Source organism: Enterobacter sp. BIDMC93, assembly GCF_001037805.1.
Lineage (GTDB): Bacteria > Pseudomonadota > Gammaproteobacteria > Enterobacterales > Enterobacteriaceae > Enterobacter > Enterobacter hormaechei_C.
On sequence record NZ_KQ089962.1, the window covers coordinates 3,544,534 to 3,559,133 of the forward strand.

At 47.9% G+C, this 14,600-nt stretch carries 15 protein-coding genes and 1 pseudogene; 7 read left to right on the forward strand and 9 right to left on the reverse strand.

The window, feature by feature from the left end; genetic code table 11:
• The first annotated feature begins 16 nt into the window (after nucleotides 1–16).
• The gene (locus SK58_RS16635) at nucleotides 17–1,783 is read left to right on the forward strand and encodes a terminase ATPase subunit family protein (protein WP_048220232.1); all 1,767 of its coding nucleotides are present in this window, start codon (nucleotides 17–19) and stop codon (nucleotides 1,781–1,783) included.
• Nucleotides 1,783–2,811: a phage portal protein gene (locus SK58_RS16640; protein WP_048220233.1), complete on the forward strand. Its 1,029-nt coding sequence runs from the start codon at nucleotides 1,783–1,785 to the stop codon at nucleotides 2,809–2,811. The genes SK58_RS16635 and SK58_RS16640 overlap by 1 nt, the downstream gene beginning before the upstream one ends.
• A gap of 30 nt (nucleotides 2,812–2,841) precedes the next feature.
• Here SK58_RS16640 and SK58_RS22955 read toward each other — a convergent pair whose 3' ends face one another.
• The 6 genes from SK58_RS22955 to SK58_RS16675 all read right to left on the reverse strand — a co-directional run bounded on the left by SK58_RS22955 (nucleotide 2,842) and on the right by SK58_RS16675 (nucleotide 8,611).
• The gene (locus SK58_RS22955) at nucleotides 2,842–3,513 is read right to left on the reverse strand and encodes an HNH endonuclease family protein (protein ID WP_075262155.1); all 672 of its coding nucleotides are present in this window, start codon (nucleotides 3,511–3,513) and stop codon (nucleotides 2,842–2,844) included.
• A gap of 7 nt (nucleotides 3,514–3,520) precedes the next feature.
• Nucleotides 3,521–4,813 (reverse strand): AAA family ATPase, encoded by a 1,293-nt coding sequence (locus tag SK58_RS16645; RefSeq protein WP_156175001.1) that lies wholly within the window; start codon nucleotides 4,811–4,813, stop codon nucleotides 3,521–3,523.
• Nucleotides 4,814–5,322: 509 nt separating this feature from the next.
• Nucleotides 5,323–7,719, reverse strand: coding sequence for a replication endonuclease (locus SK58_RS16660; RefSeq protein WP_048220235.1), 2,397 nt, complete (start codon nucleotides 7,717–7,719; stop codon nucleotides 5,323–5,325).
• A 19-nt stretch (nucleotides 7,720–7,738) separates the two neighbouring features.
• Nucleotides 7,739–7,966 carry a TraR/DksA family transcriptional regulator gene (locus SK58_RS16665; RefSeq protein WP_048220236.1) on the reverse strand — a complete coding sequence of 76 codons (228 nt, stop codon included), beginning with the start codon at nucleotides 7,964–7,966 and terminating at the stop codon, nucleotides 7,739–7,741.
• Complete coding sequence (locus tag SK58_RS16670) at nucleotides 7,966–8,202, reverse strand: DUF2732 family protein (RefSeq protein ID WP_048220437.1); 237 nt, start codon at nucleotides 8,200–8,202, stop codon at nucleotides 7,966–7,968. Before SK58_RS16670 ends, SK58_RS16665 begins: the two co-directional genes overlap by 1 nt.
• A 67-nt stretch (nucleotides 8,203–8,269) precedes the next feature.
• On the reverse strand, nucleotides 8,270–8,611 hold the full coding sequence (locus SK58_RS16675) for a DUF5347 domain-containing protein (protein WP_048220237.1): 342 nt from the start codon (nucleotides 8,609–8,611) through the stop codon (nucleotides 8,270–8,272).
• A 257-nt stretch (nucleotides 8,612–8,868) separates the two neighbouring features.
• On the opposite strand from SK58_RS16675, the pseudogene SK58_RS16680 reads away from it, so the two are divergent.
• Nucleotides 8,869–9,326: pseudogene (locus SK58_RS16680) on the forward strand (hypothetical protein).
• Here SK58_RS16680 and SK58_RS22520 read toward each other — a convergent pair.
• From SK58_RS22520 to SK58_RS16695, 3 genes are read right to left on the reverse strand one after another with little or no spacing between them, the layout of a single operon-like run.
• The gene (locus SK58_RS22520; RefSeq protein WP_048220238.1) at nucleotides 9,274–9,507 is read right to left on the reverse strand and encodes a phage filamentation protein Fil family protein; all 234 of its coding nucleotides are present in this window, start codon (nucleotides 9,505–9,507) and stop codon (nucleotides 9,274–9,276) included. The pseudogene SK58_RS16680 and the gene SK58_RS22520 overlap by 53 nt on opposite strands.
• A 7-nt stretch (nucleotides 9,508–9,514) precedes the next feature.
• Entirely contained in the window at nucleotides 9,515–10,024 is a 510-nt protein-coding gene (locus SK58_RS16690) for a phage regulatory CII family protein (protein WP_048220239.1), read from the reverse strand.
• Nucleotides 10,025–10,056: 32 nt separating this feature from the next.
• Complete coding sequence (locus SK58_RS16695; RefSeq protein WP_012016743.1) at nucleotides 10,057–10,278, reverse strand: MerR family transcriptional regulator; 222 nt, start codon at nucleotides 10,276–10,278, stop codon at nucleotides 10,057–10,059.
• 95 nt (nucleotides 10,279–10,373) lie between these two features.
• On the opposite strand from SK58_RS16695, the gene SK58_RS16700 reads away from it, so the two are divergent.
• From SK58_RS16700 to SK58_RS16715, 4 genes are all read left to right on the forward strand, one after another.
• Complete coding sequence (locus SK58_RS16700; RefSeq protein WP_048220240.1) at nucleotides 10,374–10,964, forward strand: phage repressor protein CI; 591 nt, start codon at nucleotides 10,374–10,376, stop codon at nucleotides 10,962–10,964.
• A 22-nt stretch (nucleotides 10,965–10,986) separates the two neighbouring features.
• Nucleotides 10,987–12,975, forward strand: a complete 1,989-nt coding sequence (locus tag SK58_RS16705; protein ID WP_048220241.1) for an ATP-dependent nuclease — start codon at nucleotides 10,987–10,989, stop codon at nucleotides 12,973–12,975.
• A 71-nt stretch (nucleotides 12,976–13,046) separates the two neighbouring features.
• Entirely contained in the window at nucleotides 13,047–14,099 is a 1,053-nt protein-coding gene (locus SK58_RS16710; protein WP_048220242.1) for a phage integrase, read from the forward strand.
• Between the two features lie 180 nt (nucleotides 14,100–14,279).
• Nucleotides 14,280–14,600: a metalloregulator ArsR/SmtB family transcription factor gene (locus tag SK58_RS16715; protein ID WP_015571018.1), complete on the forward strand. Its 321-nt coding sequence runs from the start codon at nucleotides 14,280–14,282 to the stop codon at nucleotides 14,598–14,600.

Genomic DNA, 14,600 nt, shown 5'->3' on the forward strand with positions numbered 1-14,600 from the left:
GCCGTAGGCTTGTGCCATGGATATGACACTGACCCCCGCAGACCTCGATCCCCGTAGGCAGGCTATGCTGCTGTACTTTCAGGGATACCGCGTAGCCCGCATTGCTGAAATGCTGGGCGAGAAAGTTGCAACCGTTCACAGCTGGAAGAAGCGCGACAAATGGGGCGAGTACGGACCGCTGGATCAGATGCAGCTCACCACCGCCGCGCGCTACTGCCAGCTCATTATGAAGGAGCAGAAAGAAGGGAAAGACTTCAAGGAGATTGACCTGCTGGCGCGCCAGTCCGAGCGCCACGCCCGGATCGGCAAATTCAACGACGGCGGCAACGAGGCCGACCTGAACCCCAACGTCGCCAACCGCAACAAAGGCCCCCGCAAACCGCCGGATAAGAACCTCTTTACCGACGAGCAGATCGAGAAACTGCAGGAGGTATTCCACGACTCAATGTTTGCCTACCAGCGCCACTGGTGGGAGGCAGGCAACCGGCACCGCATCCGCAACCTGCTCAAGTCGCGCCAGATTGGGGCGACCTTCTTCTTTGCCCGTGAGGCACTGATTGACGCCATCACCACCGGGCGCAACCAGATTTTTCTCTCCGCCAGCAAGGCGCAGGCGCACGTCTTCAAACAGTACATCATCGACTTTGCCAAAGAGGTCGACGTGGAGCTGAAAGGCGACCCGATGACGCTCAGCAACAGCGCGTGCCTGTACTTCCTCGGCACCAACGCCCGCACAGCGCAGAGCTACCACGGCAACCTGTACCTGGACGAATATTTCTGGATACCGAAATTCCAGGAACTGCGCAAGGTCGCCTCCGGGATGGCCATCCACAAAAAATGGCGCCAGACCTATTTCTCCACGCCGTCCAGCCTGACCCACAGTGCATATCCGTTCTGGTCCGGCGCGCTGTTCAACCGGGGCCGCACCAAAACGGACAAGGTGGATATTGACCTGACCCACGGCAGTCTGGCCCCCGGCCTGCTCTGCCCGGACGGACAGTACCGCCAGATTGTCACCGTGGAGGACGCGGTGCGCGGCGGCTGTAACCTGTTCGATATCGACCAGTTGCGCATGGAGTACAGCCCCGACGAGTACCAGAACCTGCTGATGTGCGAGTTTATCGACGATCTGGCGTCCGTGTTTCCGCTCAGCGAGCTGCAGGCGTGCATGGTGGACAGCTGGGAAGTCTGGTCAGATTTTCACGCGCTGGCGCTGCGCCCGTTTGGCTGGCGCGAAGTGTGGATTGGCTACGACCCGGCGAAAGGCACGCAGAACGGCGACAGCGCGGGCTGCGTGGTCATGGCACCGCCAGTTGTGCCGGGCGGCAAGTTCCGCATTCTGGAGCGTCACCAGTGGCGCGGGATGGACTTCCGCGCCCAGGCGGATGCCATCAAAAAGCTGACGCAGCAGTACAATGTGACCTATATCGGCATCGACTCCACCGGCGTCGGCCACGGCGTGTATGAGAACGTGAAGGCATTCTTTCCTGCCGTCCGTGAGTTTGTTTACAACCCCAACGTCAAAAACGCCCTGGTGCTCAAGGCGTACGACATTATCAGCCACCGCCGTCTGGAGTTTGACGCCGGACACACCGACATCGCGCAGTCCTTTATGGCCATCCGCCGCGCCACCACCGCCAGCGGCAACCGCCCGACCTACGAAGCCAGCCGCAGCGAAGAAGCCAGCCATGCCGATCTGGCCTGGGCGACGATGCACGCACTGTTTAACGAACCACTGCAGGGCGAATCCGCCAATACCAGCAACATTGTGGAGATTTTTTGATGGGCAAGAGGAATAAAAACCGCGCTACAGCCGCGCATAGCGTTCAGCACAGCGGCGCGACAACGGCAGAGGCATTCAGCTTTGGCGACCCTATCCCGGTACTGGACCGCCGCGAGCTACTGGATTATGTGGAGTGCGTGCAGATGGACCGCTGGTATGAGCCGCCGGTGAGTTTTGACGGCCTGGCCCGAACCTATCGCGCCGCCGTACATCACAGCTCACCGATTGCCGTGAAGCGCAACATTCTGACCAGCACGTTTATCCCGCATCCGCTGCTGAGCCAGCAGGCGTTCAGCCGGTTTGTGCAGGACTATCTGGTCTTCGGTAACGCCTATCTGGAGAAGCGCACCAACCGGCTCGGCGGTATTCTCTCGCTGGAACCTTCCCTGGCAAAATACACCCGGCGCGGCGTGGATCTGGATACCTACTGGTTTGTGCAGTACGGCATGACCACGCAGCCGTATGAGTTCACCAGGGGCAGCATTTTTCACCTGATGGAGCCGGACCTGAACCAGGAAATTTACGGCCTGCCGGAATACCTCTCCGCCATCCCTTCCGCCCTGCTGAACGAATCCGCCACGCTGTTCCGCCGCAAATATTATATCAACGGCAGTCATGCAGGCTTCATCATGTACATGACCGACGCCGCGCAGAACCAGGAGGACGTGAACAATATCCGCCAGGCGATGAAAAGCGCCAAAGGGCCGGGCAACTTCCGCAACCTGTTTATGTACTCGCCGAATGGCAAAAAGGACGGGATTCAGATCATCCCGCTGTCAGAGGTGGCGGCGAAAGATGAGTTTTTGAATATCAAGAATGTGAGCCGGGACGACATGATGGCAGCGCACCGCGTTCCGCCGCAGATGATGGGGATCATGCCGAGTAATGTTGGCGGGTTTGGGGATGTGGAGAAGGCCAGCCTTGTATTTGTTAGAAACGAATTAACACCTTTACAAAAGAAAATGATGGAGCTAAATCATTGGTTAGACGATCTAATAATTGACTTTACTCCATATAAATTCGAATGAATAGAGGATACGCCGTTAGGCGTATCCCGCTCAAAAATCTAACGATTCCCTAAGATTATTGTGTATCCTATTCAATCTGACATCGGTTATAACATGCCAGCGCCAAAAAACAGAAAATGGATAGGATGGCTTACAAATAACCTTCATTCTTTCTAAAGCCTGAGCAATTTCATTATCAGTTGACCTGAGATTAGCTAAGACCATACGTAGTTCAGTATAATAAGCAAAATCGTCTTGAATCTTTTCCATTAGATTTTCTTTTGTTATACCTCTGAACGCTGTGTTTTCTGAATTATAACATTTTTGTAATAATCTAACAGTATTTAGAGTTTCCTGAGTAGGTGCGTTAGAACTAGGTCTGACATCGATAAACCCGTTTACTGAATTGCCTGCAAGATGTATTATTTCCTCAAACACATCGACATCAGAAGACGTACAATCCAACAAATCACGGTGAGTGTGACTTTTAATACTATTGCAGCGACTACAGGAATAAAAAAGATTATCCCATCCATACAGGAGTTCATCACTCCCACCATGAGGTTTAAAATGCTCTACCTCTGGGTCTGATAAATCACCTTGTTCGCATAAATAACATTTATCATGGAAAATTTGTCTGAGTCGTCCCACAATTTCCGGACTATTATAAATTTTTCGACTTAAGTCCAGTGGCTCAGGATAATTCCTTATAACATTAAACATTATCCCTTCACTCCTCAGAGTCAAGACGTTTGCTTTTCGCAAGCGCCAATGATGCTCTTGAACGCGAATCAAGGTGCTCCACATTCTTGTCTAATAAATTTACAAGAGAATCAAATCTTATAGTGAAATTATTGTCATCTACTAATTTTAGTAATTCATCTACTAGCCGCTTCAATCTATCTGATTCCTCACTTTCTCCAAGCAAACCCTTGACAATTGAAGTATAAGAATACAGCGATAAATCTTCCATTTGTTCATAACTGCTCAAGTTAAAAATTACAGAATTTGAAACCGATTGCAAAACGAATGGTGAGTGAGTAGATATTATAAATTGTACGTTAGGGAATGAAGTTGAGAAAAATGAAAAAACTTTCTTTTGCAAAGTAACATGTAAATGAGCATCTATCTCATCAATAATTACAATACCAAGCATGTCTTTTTTTCCAACCTTATCCAATTCAGCTCGCATTATTAAATGCGCATACACACTGAGGATCGATGAAAACCCAGATGATAATTGATTCATACCAAATGGTTCTTTATTATCTTGCACAATAAATATCTTTAATTCTTCTAGGTTAAAATCCAATCTTAGGGACGAGTCTTCAAAAAGCTCACGCAAATCGTTTTGGATACTGGTAATAGTACCAAACACGCGTTCATAATCACTCACATCTCCATTGGCTTTTTTCAAAAGAGAATAATTCCAAAGCGTCACTACATATCTTTCTAGCAACTGTCCCGCATCGAAATTAGCATCTTGGATATTATTATTATATTCAGAGAGTAACGTCTCTCTACTAGTAATCCTTCCATCATTATAGATGTTTGCTGAACGCATAGCTGGGAAAAAATAAACAAAAGCATCTCGTTTTTTTATTTGAGTTTTAAATCCATAGGCATCGTTAAACTCTATATTAAAATGATTAAATTCATCTATCCGTTTTTCCATTTCAGTAATGGTAAATTTAAACTGATCATATACCCCTGCGCCAGGAGGGGTATTTAACATTGCTTCGTGATTATCTTTCAATGTTTTTTTAAAATTTTCAAGGGTGGGCATATCATATGATTGAATCAGGTTGTCAATTTTTTCCTTTATTTTTCCTAGAAACCTAGTTTTCCCTGCCCCATTATTACCAGTGATAATTAAATTCTTTCCACCAACATCAATTTTAAAACTTTTGCTATTAAAAGCATCTATCCCATTAATAGTATCGATTGTAAATTTCAATTTAGCCTCGGAAGCAAATATGAATATAAGTACATTATTAACAATATAAAAGGATTCATCAAGCATAAAGCTTCACACTTAGCGCGCGCTCGTATCCCCGCCACGCCTGCCCGCTTTGTGTAGTGGTTTTCATGCAGGTGCATGACAGGCCGGAAAGCGCGCCAGTTCTGGCGGCTCCGACCCGTTGCGATCCTATTTGGATCATGCGAATCCATGCACCATAGACATGCACAGCACCGTCGTGCCGCTGAATGCCGTACGGGAGGGAGTTTCCCACGGTGCAAAATCACTAATGCGTGCTTTCATCCTGCCTCACTCCGTATTCATTTAGCCTGGTAACTAGGTCGCTCGTCAGCTCCGACAGCCACGAAATCGCAACCTCCTTGTCGTCATCGCTACAATCTGAGCTGGCGACCAGTCGGGCCATAAGTTCTATCCGCTGCAATGCAAGTGACTCCATGAACAAATCGTTCACAACTCCCTCCCCTTATTACTGTTTATATATACAGTACAACATATGTATTTAAAGCTGAAATGGTTTTTTACTCAGCTAACCCTTTGATTAATAGATAACCTCAATCCTGACTTTTCCAGTACCACTGACGCCATTTGTCATCCTCTTGTAGGCGCTGGTTACGATAAAACAGGCGCAACCCCGCTCCAGATGGCAGGCTGCCGCCACGCAGAAGCAGATCCACTTCCGTTTCGCTGGCATCAAACCCTTTGGATCTCAGCTCAGCATCAAGCTGCAGCCGTTGGTGTTCTGAAATTTCCTGTTTGTACCCTTTCCGCCGCTTCGGTTTGACCAACCTCAGCCTCGCCGTGAGTTCTCGCAGTTCCTTTTTGCTCATGTTCTCGAAATCCGGCAGCGCTGCAGGTTCTTCGCTGCCCGGTAGTTCGCCCCCTGTCTGGTACATTTTTTCAACAGGGGGACAGTTATTGCCACGAGTCCAAGGGGCGCGAGCGCCCTGGTCGGCTGTCGCCTCCTGAACGTCAACGGCTTTACGAACCATTTTCCACTTCATCGCGTGCGTGCAGATCCGGCCCTCAACAATCGGGGACCAGATGCCATAGATTCGGATGCCGTGATCGCCATAGGTGCCCGGCTCGTCGTTAAGCTCGTATGCGGTTCGGATAAGGTGATGTTTGCGGGGAACCAGTACGCCGCCCTGCTTCATGATATAGGTGGCAAAGCAGCCCGCGTCGGCTGCAGCAAGCACGGCATCCAGACGCGCATTTTCCAGCACCGGCGCACATGCTTTTTTATCGCCGTGTGCCCTCACCGCCTGCCCGGCCAGAAGGCGCAGCTCGCGGTATGCCTGACGCCCTGGAATGCCGAAGAAACGGAATTGTTGAACCCGGTGCAGGGATGCCCAGGCACTGACGTGCTCGGCGCTGTCGCGAAGTGATTTGCCGGTTTCTTTGCTGATCTCTTTTGCCAGTCCACGCCCGTCGATGTTCTTGCTGATGTATTTGGCGATGTAGCTGGTCGGCGTGCCTTTACGCGGGTTGATGAGTTCAGACTTGAAGCGCGGGCCCGTATTGTTGCCCAGCTCGGCGCGGTCTTCACGAATAGCAAATTTACGCAGCAGAGCAGTGAGCGTGCGGCGGTCTTTTTTGCGCATGAAGCACAGCAGATGCCAGTGCACGGTGCCATCGTGATGCGGCTCAGCAACGCGCACGCCATACCAGCGCAGCCCGGCTTTGTGCATGGCTTTGCGGAATGCGGCGAACGTATCGACCAGATAATCACTACTCTGTCGAACCGTTTCGCTGGTCCACTTAGGATTCGGTCTGCCATTGTTGAGGGTGGCGTGGAAGCGCGACGGGCAGGTGATGGTATAGAACACGGCGCAGTCGCCGCGCATTTCTGCGATCAGCTCCAGGCCTTTCACGCACGCCATCATTTCATTACGACGGTGCGCCGGGTTGCTGCTGCTGGCGTTCACCACGTCTTCCATATCCAGCGTGTCACCGTCGGCATTGACCAGCTCGTGCGACTGGAAAAACTCCAGCGATTTGCGGCGCTGCTCACGTTTGTTAATCACGGCTTCATAGCTGACATAAGGAGACGCTTTCTTGTTGACCAGGCAAACGGCACGCAGCTGTTCCTCCCGCCACTCGCAGCGCAGCTGCCACAGTTTGCGATACCACCAGTCTGCACAAAGCATACGCGCCAGCGAACCCGGAATAAGGTCATAGGGCACAGGCTTGCGACGGCGTTTCTTGCGGCGCAGCTGTTCAAAGGCAGGTGGGATCACATCAAGGCGCATTGCTTCAGCGGCTACCTTTTCCCATGACTGGCGGATTTGTTCCGGCTTCACATTATCAGTCACAAACAGATCGCTGCAGGCGGCATCGAGACACATGCTCATATATGCCGCAACCAGTGTAGACAGGCGCTTGACCTGCTCCTGATTCATTTCGGGCAGAATCAGCAACCCCTCCAGTCCTTCATGGCTCGCCATAAACCGGAAAGAGGCAGACACCTGACTTTCACGCACGCGTTCCAGTCGATCAAGGCACGGCCTGATTGTTTCACGCAGATAGCGGGAATAAGCCTTCGCCCTTCCCAGCCCCTGGAAGAATTTAATTCTTTCCAGCAGTGGTTTGCTGACGTGGGCGGGTTCGGCGCTAACGTTAGCCAGAATGACCAGATCGGGATTAAAGCGCTGCTGCTCACGGGCCATTTTGGCACGGCTGATGAGTTGGTCCTGTTCAAGTTCACGTTGAACAGGATCGCGGGACTCATTGAAGAAATAGCGTTCCCAGACCTCATCACTCAGGGCCTCGTGGCGCAGTTGTTCCTCCTCGCTATCCGCAGCGTAAAGAGTGATCAGGTTTGAAAGCGCAGACACCGGCGCAACATCCGCCGGGTCCAGATAGGGGTTTACAGCTTTTTTCGGGGCATTCCATGGAAAAGCCCCGGCGGCCTCAGTCGGGCCGCCTTTGTCGTTTGTTAATTCAGGCATCACTGACAGACTCCGAAGTTCACAGCGCGCCTCGGGTGTAGTGCTTGCCTTTCAGTTCTGCGATTTCCTGACATGTAACGCAGCACTGCACGCCCGGAATAGCTTGTCTGCGAGCTGTTGGTATTGGCGCGTCACAGTCGATGCAAAGAACGCGAGCAATGCCCGGCTTTCTGGTGCGGGCGTTCTGGATATGGCGCTGCAGGTTTTCTTCGACGCGCTGCTGTACGAGATCCATGGAATCAGCCATTAGTGCCAGTCCCCGCGTGATTCAGCTTCATAACGAGCAACTTCACGGCGCAGCAGTTCTGCCGCCTCAATTCCGGTCATTTCCTTTTGCAGGATGTGGAGCGCCAGTGCCTCCATGCGGAGGGAAACGGCAAAGGCACAGCATTTACGCTCATCCAGGCGAGTCTCGTTAAACAGCTGGAATAAACCGGCATCATCTGGTCCGATTTTGGTGGTAAGCGTTTCACTATTTCGCATCATCAATTCTCCTGTGTTTGGGCAAAAGAATGCCCGGCGTGTTTACGCCATTAATTTCTGTTTTGGGTTAATTCGGCATGGTTAGCCGTTTCGGAAATAAGCTCACCACTGCACGAAAATGATTCATTGCTTTAATCAGCTCCCGCGTTTCGTCAGTAGTCAGCTCACTAATATTGACGCTGTGACGTTCTGCCGGAATTTTTGCCATAAAGAATATGGCGGCCAGTGCCCTCTCGTTCTGTTTGTGATTAATGTCGCGTGGGTCGCGCATCTCATGAATAAACCGTTCCAGCTCGTGCTCAATATTCAGACCAAACACTTTTGCTCTCAGCTCCGCTATGTGGTTCAGCCCATTCAGGCGCTGACCGGGACTAAGCGGAACTGTCGCCGTGTCACCTTCTATAGCCATTAATCAACCTCACTAGTGACCTGAACTTAAATGGTTAAAAATCCACATAACCCACTGAACCAAAGAATGTTTAAAGTGATGCCGGGGATTTTTATGCACGCCCGGCACGTGCCTTAGTGGTAGACTATTTGCGCCAACAATCATCTACCCATCGAAGGAGAAACCTGATGTCAGACTCTGACAACTTTCACGTATTGCCTCGCCCTGCCCCTGCACCTCAACCAGCGCCGGGACAGGATAAAAAATAGGATTCCGGCATGACTAAACAAAGCTCCGAATACTTCCAGCTGCATTACAGTTATTACCTTGAGGTTATGACGGCAACGCTTCACGGTAGAGCTGACAAATTGATGACAGCCATTCAGCTTATTAGCGGTACAGCTGTGTTTGCGGACACCGGTCTGGAATGGTTGTTCGCTTTGCCTGTTGTCGTTATCGCGACTATTCAACTTGTGTGGCAACCAGCCATTATTTCCGAACGTGCTAGCGTACAAAGCCGCCAGTACGGGGAATTGCTTTATGCAGGGAATGAACTGACCCGGAACTGATTGCACAAAATTTGAAAATGCTGCATCACTCTGATTCCGCACCTTTCGGTTCTTTGTTAAATCCAGCCTACAAAAGAGCTGCTATTGCATGTGGTCGACCTGATGACACTAAGCTCAGCTTCCAGGAAAAGCTTTTCGCCTGGTTTGCAGGTTGCCTGCCACGTTAATACTCAGACGTTGTATCAATCTCTTTTTGCCTATTCCCCGGATAGCCTGCTGCCGGGGAGACAGTTCAATACACGGATGCCACTTTTTTCCGCCAGGTAAGTGAATCCAGCCATGACCGTAATGCATTGCCGGGCTTTCCCTGTATAGCAGTGATGCAAATGAAGGTTCGTTATTCAGCATAAACACCTCAGCTCAGCCCAAAAGATGAGCCAAGACCCGTCACGGAATCGACGACACTTGCCATCGCAGGGTTGGCCTGTAAACGCGCCTGCAGTGAAATGGCAGTAAGAGCCATTAGACGGGTAACAGAATTGACACTTTCAACAACTTGACGGCGGGTGGTCGCATTTAGCTGAACTCCAGAAATCGCACTGGCAGCGACACGGCCAATCTCGGCGGTGGCTTTCAGAACGTACTGGGGCATTTTCTCCCGCGCGACTTCATTGGTCGGTACGCATGGCAAGCAATGAATCTGCGCCAGAAACCCATCAACCAGTGTTGAGTCCTCGGTGAGATCGGTCAGCAGCCATATGTCTGGAGCGGTGAGCTGATGCGGTTGCTCCGGGTTGAGCTTATTACGCAAGGTCTGAACGTTCATACCGGCACGTTCTGCCAGCTTCGCCATGTTGTGACGTAGAGCGAAAGCTCGGCAGGCTTCATTGAAATGGGGATGTTTTGATATGCGATAGTCAAACATAGTCAGTTGCTCCGTGAAGTCTCAAAATGGAACTAGTTGATAGTCACGTTGCAATCTGAGAGTGCATCAACGGTTAAGGCAACGATGTTAATCATTACCTTTTCTCGCTTCTTATCTTTGCGCAGGCGGTGACGAGGCAACCGACCATCTGCAAGCATGTCATTTATGGTGTCAACAGGTAGCCCAGTAAGCTCGCTATAGCGTTCAATTGTGACGTGCGGTGTGTTCAGAGTGATTGAAATATTAGGGGTCATGGTGCAACATCTCCTATTGGCTTGTGGTGAGCCGTTTGTAATCGTGACAAGTCCCCAAATGGGAACAGGACTGATACTAGGATCGCATAAGAGATATGTCAACATCAAAGTACCCAAATGAGATCAAGATAAATCCCAATCAGGGTGGCAAAGCTGCGATTGAGCGATTGGTCGAGGCATATGGGTTTAAAACGCGACAGGCCCTTGCAGACCACTTAGAAGTGTCAAAAAGCACATTAGCTAACAGATACATGCGAGATACTTTCCCCTCAGACTGGATAATCCAGTGTGCATTAGAAACCGGTGTGTCGCTCCGTTGGTTGGCTACTGCTGATGGCCCAATGTTTCTAGATGCGAGATCACAAGTAATCAGTCTCCCTAAGGCGAAAATTAAAGATGGAAGACTTAGTGAGGATGGTTTTCTAATTTTTGATTTATCTCTGCTTCCTAAGGATTTGAATAAGCTCTCGGCAATCGAGTCTGATAAAATAGTATATTTAATTAGACGCGAAATGAATGACATCAATGATGGATTATGGGTAATTGCTATTGATGATATATTTTCCGTACGTGAATTGGTGAGATTACCGAACAATAAAGTTATGCTTGAAACAAACTCAAAAAAGATAGAGTGTCATATTGATGATATTACTATCATCGCTAAAGTAATAATGACCTGTAAATAATCAACTTTTAAGGGATGTAAAAATGATTGTTGGCGTTATCTTACGAAACTTTAAAAACTTTAAAAATCAACAGTACATCCCGCTCACTTTAAACAATCGTTCATCTTGGCTCATAGGTGAAAATGGCGTTGGAAAAAGCTCTATATTGCAAGCACTGGATATAGTACTTAATCGGACTGACATTAATCGACTCGATATAAATAACGAAGCTCGTAGCCAAGGTTATGATACACGCGAGCCATTTATCGTTCCAATCTATTTAATAAGAAAAAATAGACTAAAAAACAACACTGTTTTATATAAAGCATTAGAAATAATCAGTGATATTACGTGGCAAATAGAAAGCGAAGACTTCAATACTTTGCAACGAGCATTAGCCGAAAAATTCGTAGCACACAGAACTATATTAGAATCACAGTATTCACCGGATGAATATTTACTTATACCCTTAGGAATAATAAAAGAAAATGCAAATGACATACCACGCCCCTATATGTCAATATTTGAGTCTATCGAAGACTATCGCTCACAAATTGATGAGTTAATACCTGAAAATAGTTCAGCAACTGTTAGAAAATATTTTTACATAATCACACTCCCTAAATTATTGAATATTATAAAAGAAGCTTATAATTTCATTTACTTGCCAGCTGAAATAACCACTTCTGAATATTCACGTATTGAAAGTGACTTATTACAGTCTTTACTCGGCGAAAACCTTCAGCAAAAAATCAGTAAAATCATCAAGAAGAAAGATATTACCGAAATCAATACTTACTTAAATAAGTTTATCGATCAGTTAACTATAAAGCTTGAAGGTCGTTACCAGTTCAAAAAGCCGACACAGCGTCAGAACAGTTTCACACAACGCCATATGATATCTAAGATTATAGAATCATATTTTAGCGATAAGATATTGCATCATATCGATAATGTTAATAAGGACACCCCTATACAGAACTTAAGTTCGGGTGAAAAAAGAAAAGCTCTTTTGGACTTAGCTACAAATTTTTTGAAGCACAACCCCCAAAAAGCTCATCACTCAACGATTCTAGCCATTGACGAGCCTGAATTATCATTGCACGCTACTTCATGTTTTTATCAATTTGATAAAATCAAAAAAATTAGTGAGATTGGTATACAAACCATTTGTACAACTCATTGGTACGGTTTTTTACCTGTAGCGGGAGCTGGTACAGCAGTATATATATCGCCTTCTCAAACACACATTAAAGCTTTAAATCTCGAAAATTATAAAGACGAACTAAAAGAGCTCACAAAAGAGTCAAAAGGTTCTTATCTTGATCTTCTTGAAATGAAAAGCAATCACGACTTAGCTCAATCAATTGTTTACTCAATAACATCTGGCAATAAATACAAATGGATATTGTGTGAAGGAAAGACTGATAAGAAGTACATTATATCCCACCTGGATACAGAAGATGTTGATAAGCTGATAGTTTTATCAGTAGGTGGTTCACCTACAGTAAAAAAAATATATACATTACTTATAATGGCGTTAGAAGATCGCAAAGAAACAATCTCAGGAAAAGCATTGTTCTTATTAGACACTGACCAGAAATATAGCGCATTTCATGCGTCCGATTCTATTCCAGACATTAAAATAAGAAGGCTTTTACTCAACAATGAGATGACCAAAATAAACCTAGTAAAAGTCACTGATGATTGTGTTTATCCTCCCACAGAAATAGAGCATGCTTTGAATTCAGAGTTTTACATAGAGACCTTGAAGACTCTTTATAGCAAAGGGGAGTCGACTTTAGCATTTATGAAAAACCCGCAATTATTGCAATCTTCTGTATCTGGTGGTGCTTTAAATCTCAATGTTACAGAAAGGCAGTCCCTTTGCAGTTACTTTGAACTGCCAGGTAAAAAAAATGAATTTTGCAATACCTACATTGAGATATTACAAGATTCAGAAGAAATTAAAACACCCGCTTGGTTGATGGATGTAGCAGACTTCCTCAATGGTGAAGATAATGTTTTATAAACATAAAACCAAACATTGACCACTGTTCAAACATACAGTTAAATTTAGCCCTCAGACATGAGGGCTTTTTTATGGCAGTACGAAAACTCGACACAGGAAAATGGATTTGCGAATGCTACCCCACCGGACGTAGTGGACGTCGTGTGCGTAAGCAATTCGCCACCAAAGGCGAAGCATTAGCTTTTGAACGTCACACGATGGAAGAGACGGAGGCTAAGCCCTGGCTGGGTGAATCGGTAGACCGTCGGACTTTGAAAGACGTTGTTGAACTCTGGTTCAAACTGCACGGCAAATCTCTGACCGCTGGTGAACATGTTTACGACAAGCTGGTCCTGATGGTCGATGCACTCGGAAATCCTCTTGCTACTAATCTTAGCTCGAAATTGTTCGCGCATTACCGTGACAAACGCCTGACGGGTGAAATCTATTTCAGTGAGAAGTGGAAGAAAGGTGCCAGCCCGGTAACAATCAACCTCGAACAAAGCTATCTGAGTGGCGTTTTTAGCGAGCTGGCCCGACTCGGAGAATGGACAGCACCGAACCCGCTGGAGAACATGCGTAAGTTCACTATTGCCGAAAAAGAAATGGCCTGGCTAACGCATGAGCAAATAACTGAACTACTCTATGACTGCAATCGCCAAAGCTCCCTTCTCGCTTTGGTTGTCAAAATTTGCCTGAGCACTGGTGCACGCTGGCGCGAAGCTGTGAACCTGACCCGCTCTCAGGTCACCAAACACCGGATCACATTCGTCAGGACCAAAGGCAAGAAGAACCGCAGTATTCCGATCAGCAAAGAGCTGTATGAGGAAATCATTGCCCTGGACGGCTTCAAGTTCTTTACGGATTGCTACTTCCAGTTTTTGTCTGTGATGGACAAAACCTCCATCGTGCTTCCTCGCGGCCAGCTTACCCACGTTCTGCGCCATACGTTCGCAGCACACTTCATGATGTCTGGCGGCAACATCCTTGCCCTGCAGAAAATCCTCGGTCATCACGACATAAAAATGACCATGCGCTATGCTCACCTGGCCCCTGATCACCTTGAAACAGCCCTGCGCTTCAACCCGTTGGCCACCCTGCCAAGTGGCGACAAAGTGGCGGCAGCGGTTGGCATTGCCCCCTAATCGCCACTCCTTACCACTAACCTAACTCATTGATTAATTTGCAAGTCATTGTTTTCACTAACCCGCTTACATAAATGGGTTTTTTGTTGCCTGAAACTTGCTCATTTTGCCATTTTCGCTTTCTCCTCGCTCTGCAAACATATATGATTTAACACATATGAATGTACGCAGGATCATCCGATGCTTCACCCCGTTCAGCTCTTCAAAACCCTCTCCGACGAAACGCGCCTCTCCATCGTCATGCTTCTGCGTGAAGCGGGCGAGCTGTGCGTCTGCGATCTCTGCTCCGCTACCAACGAGCCGCAGCCGAAAGTCTCCCGCCACATGGCCTTACTGCGCGAGGCCGGGCTGGCCATCGACCGTCGCGAGGGTAAGTGGATCTACTACCGTCTCTCTCCCAACATGCCTGCATGGGCGGCAACCGTTATCGACACCAGCTGGAACTGCCTGCGGGAAGAGACGCGTATGAAGCTGAAAAACCGACTTCCGGGCTCGTGCTGA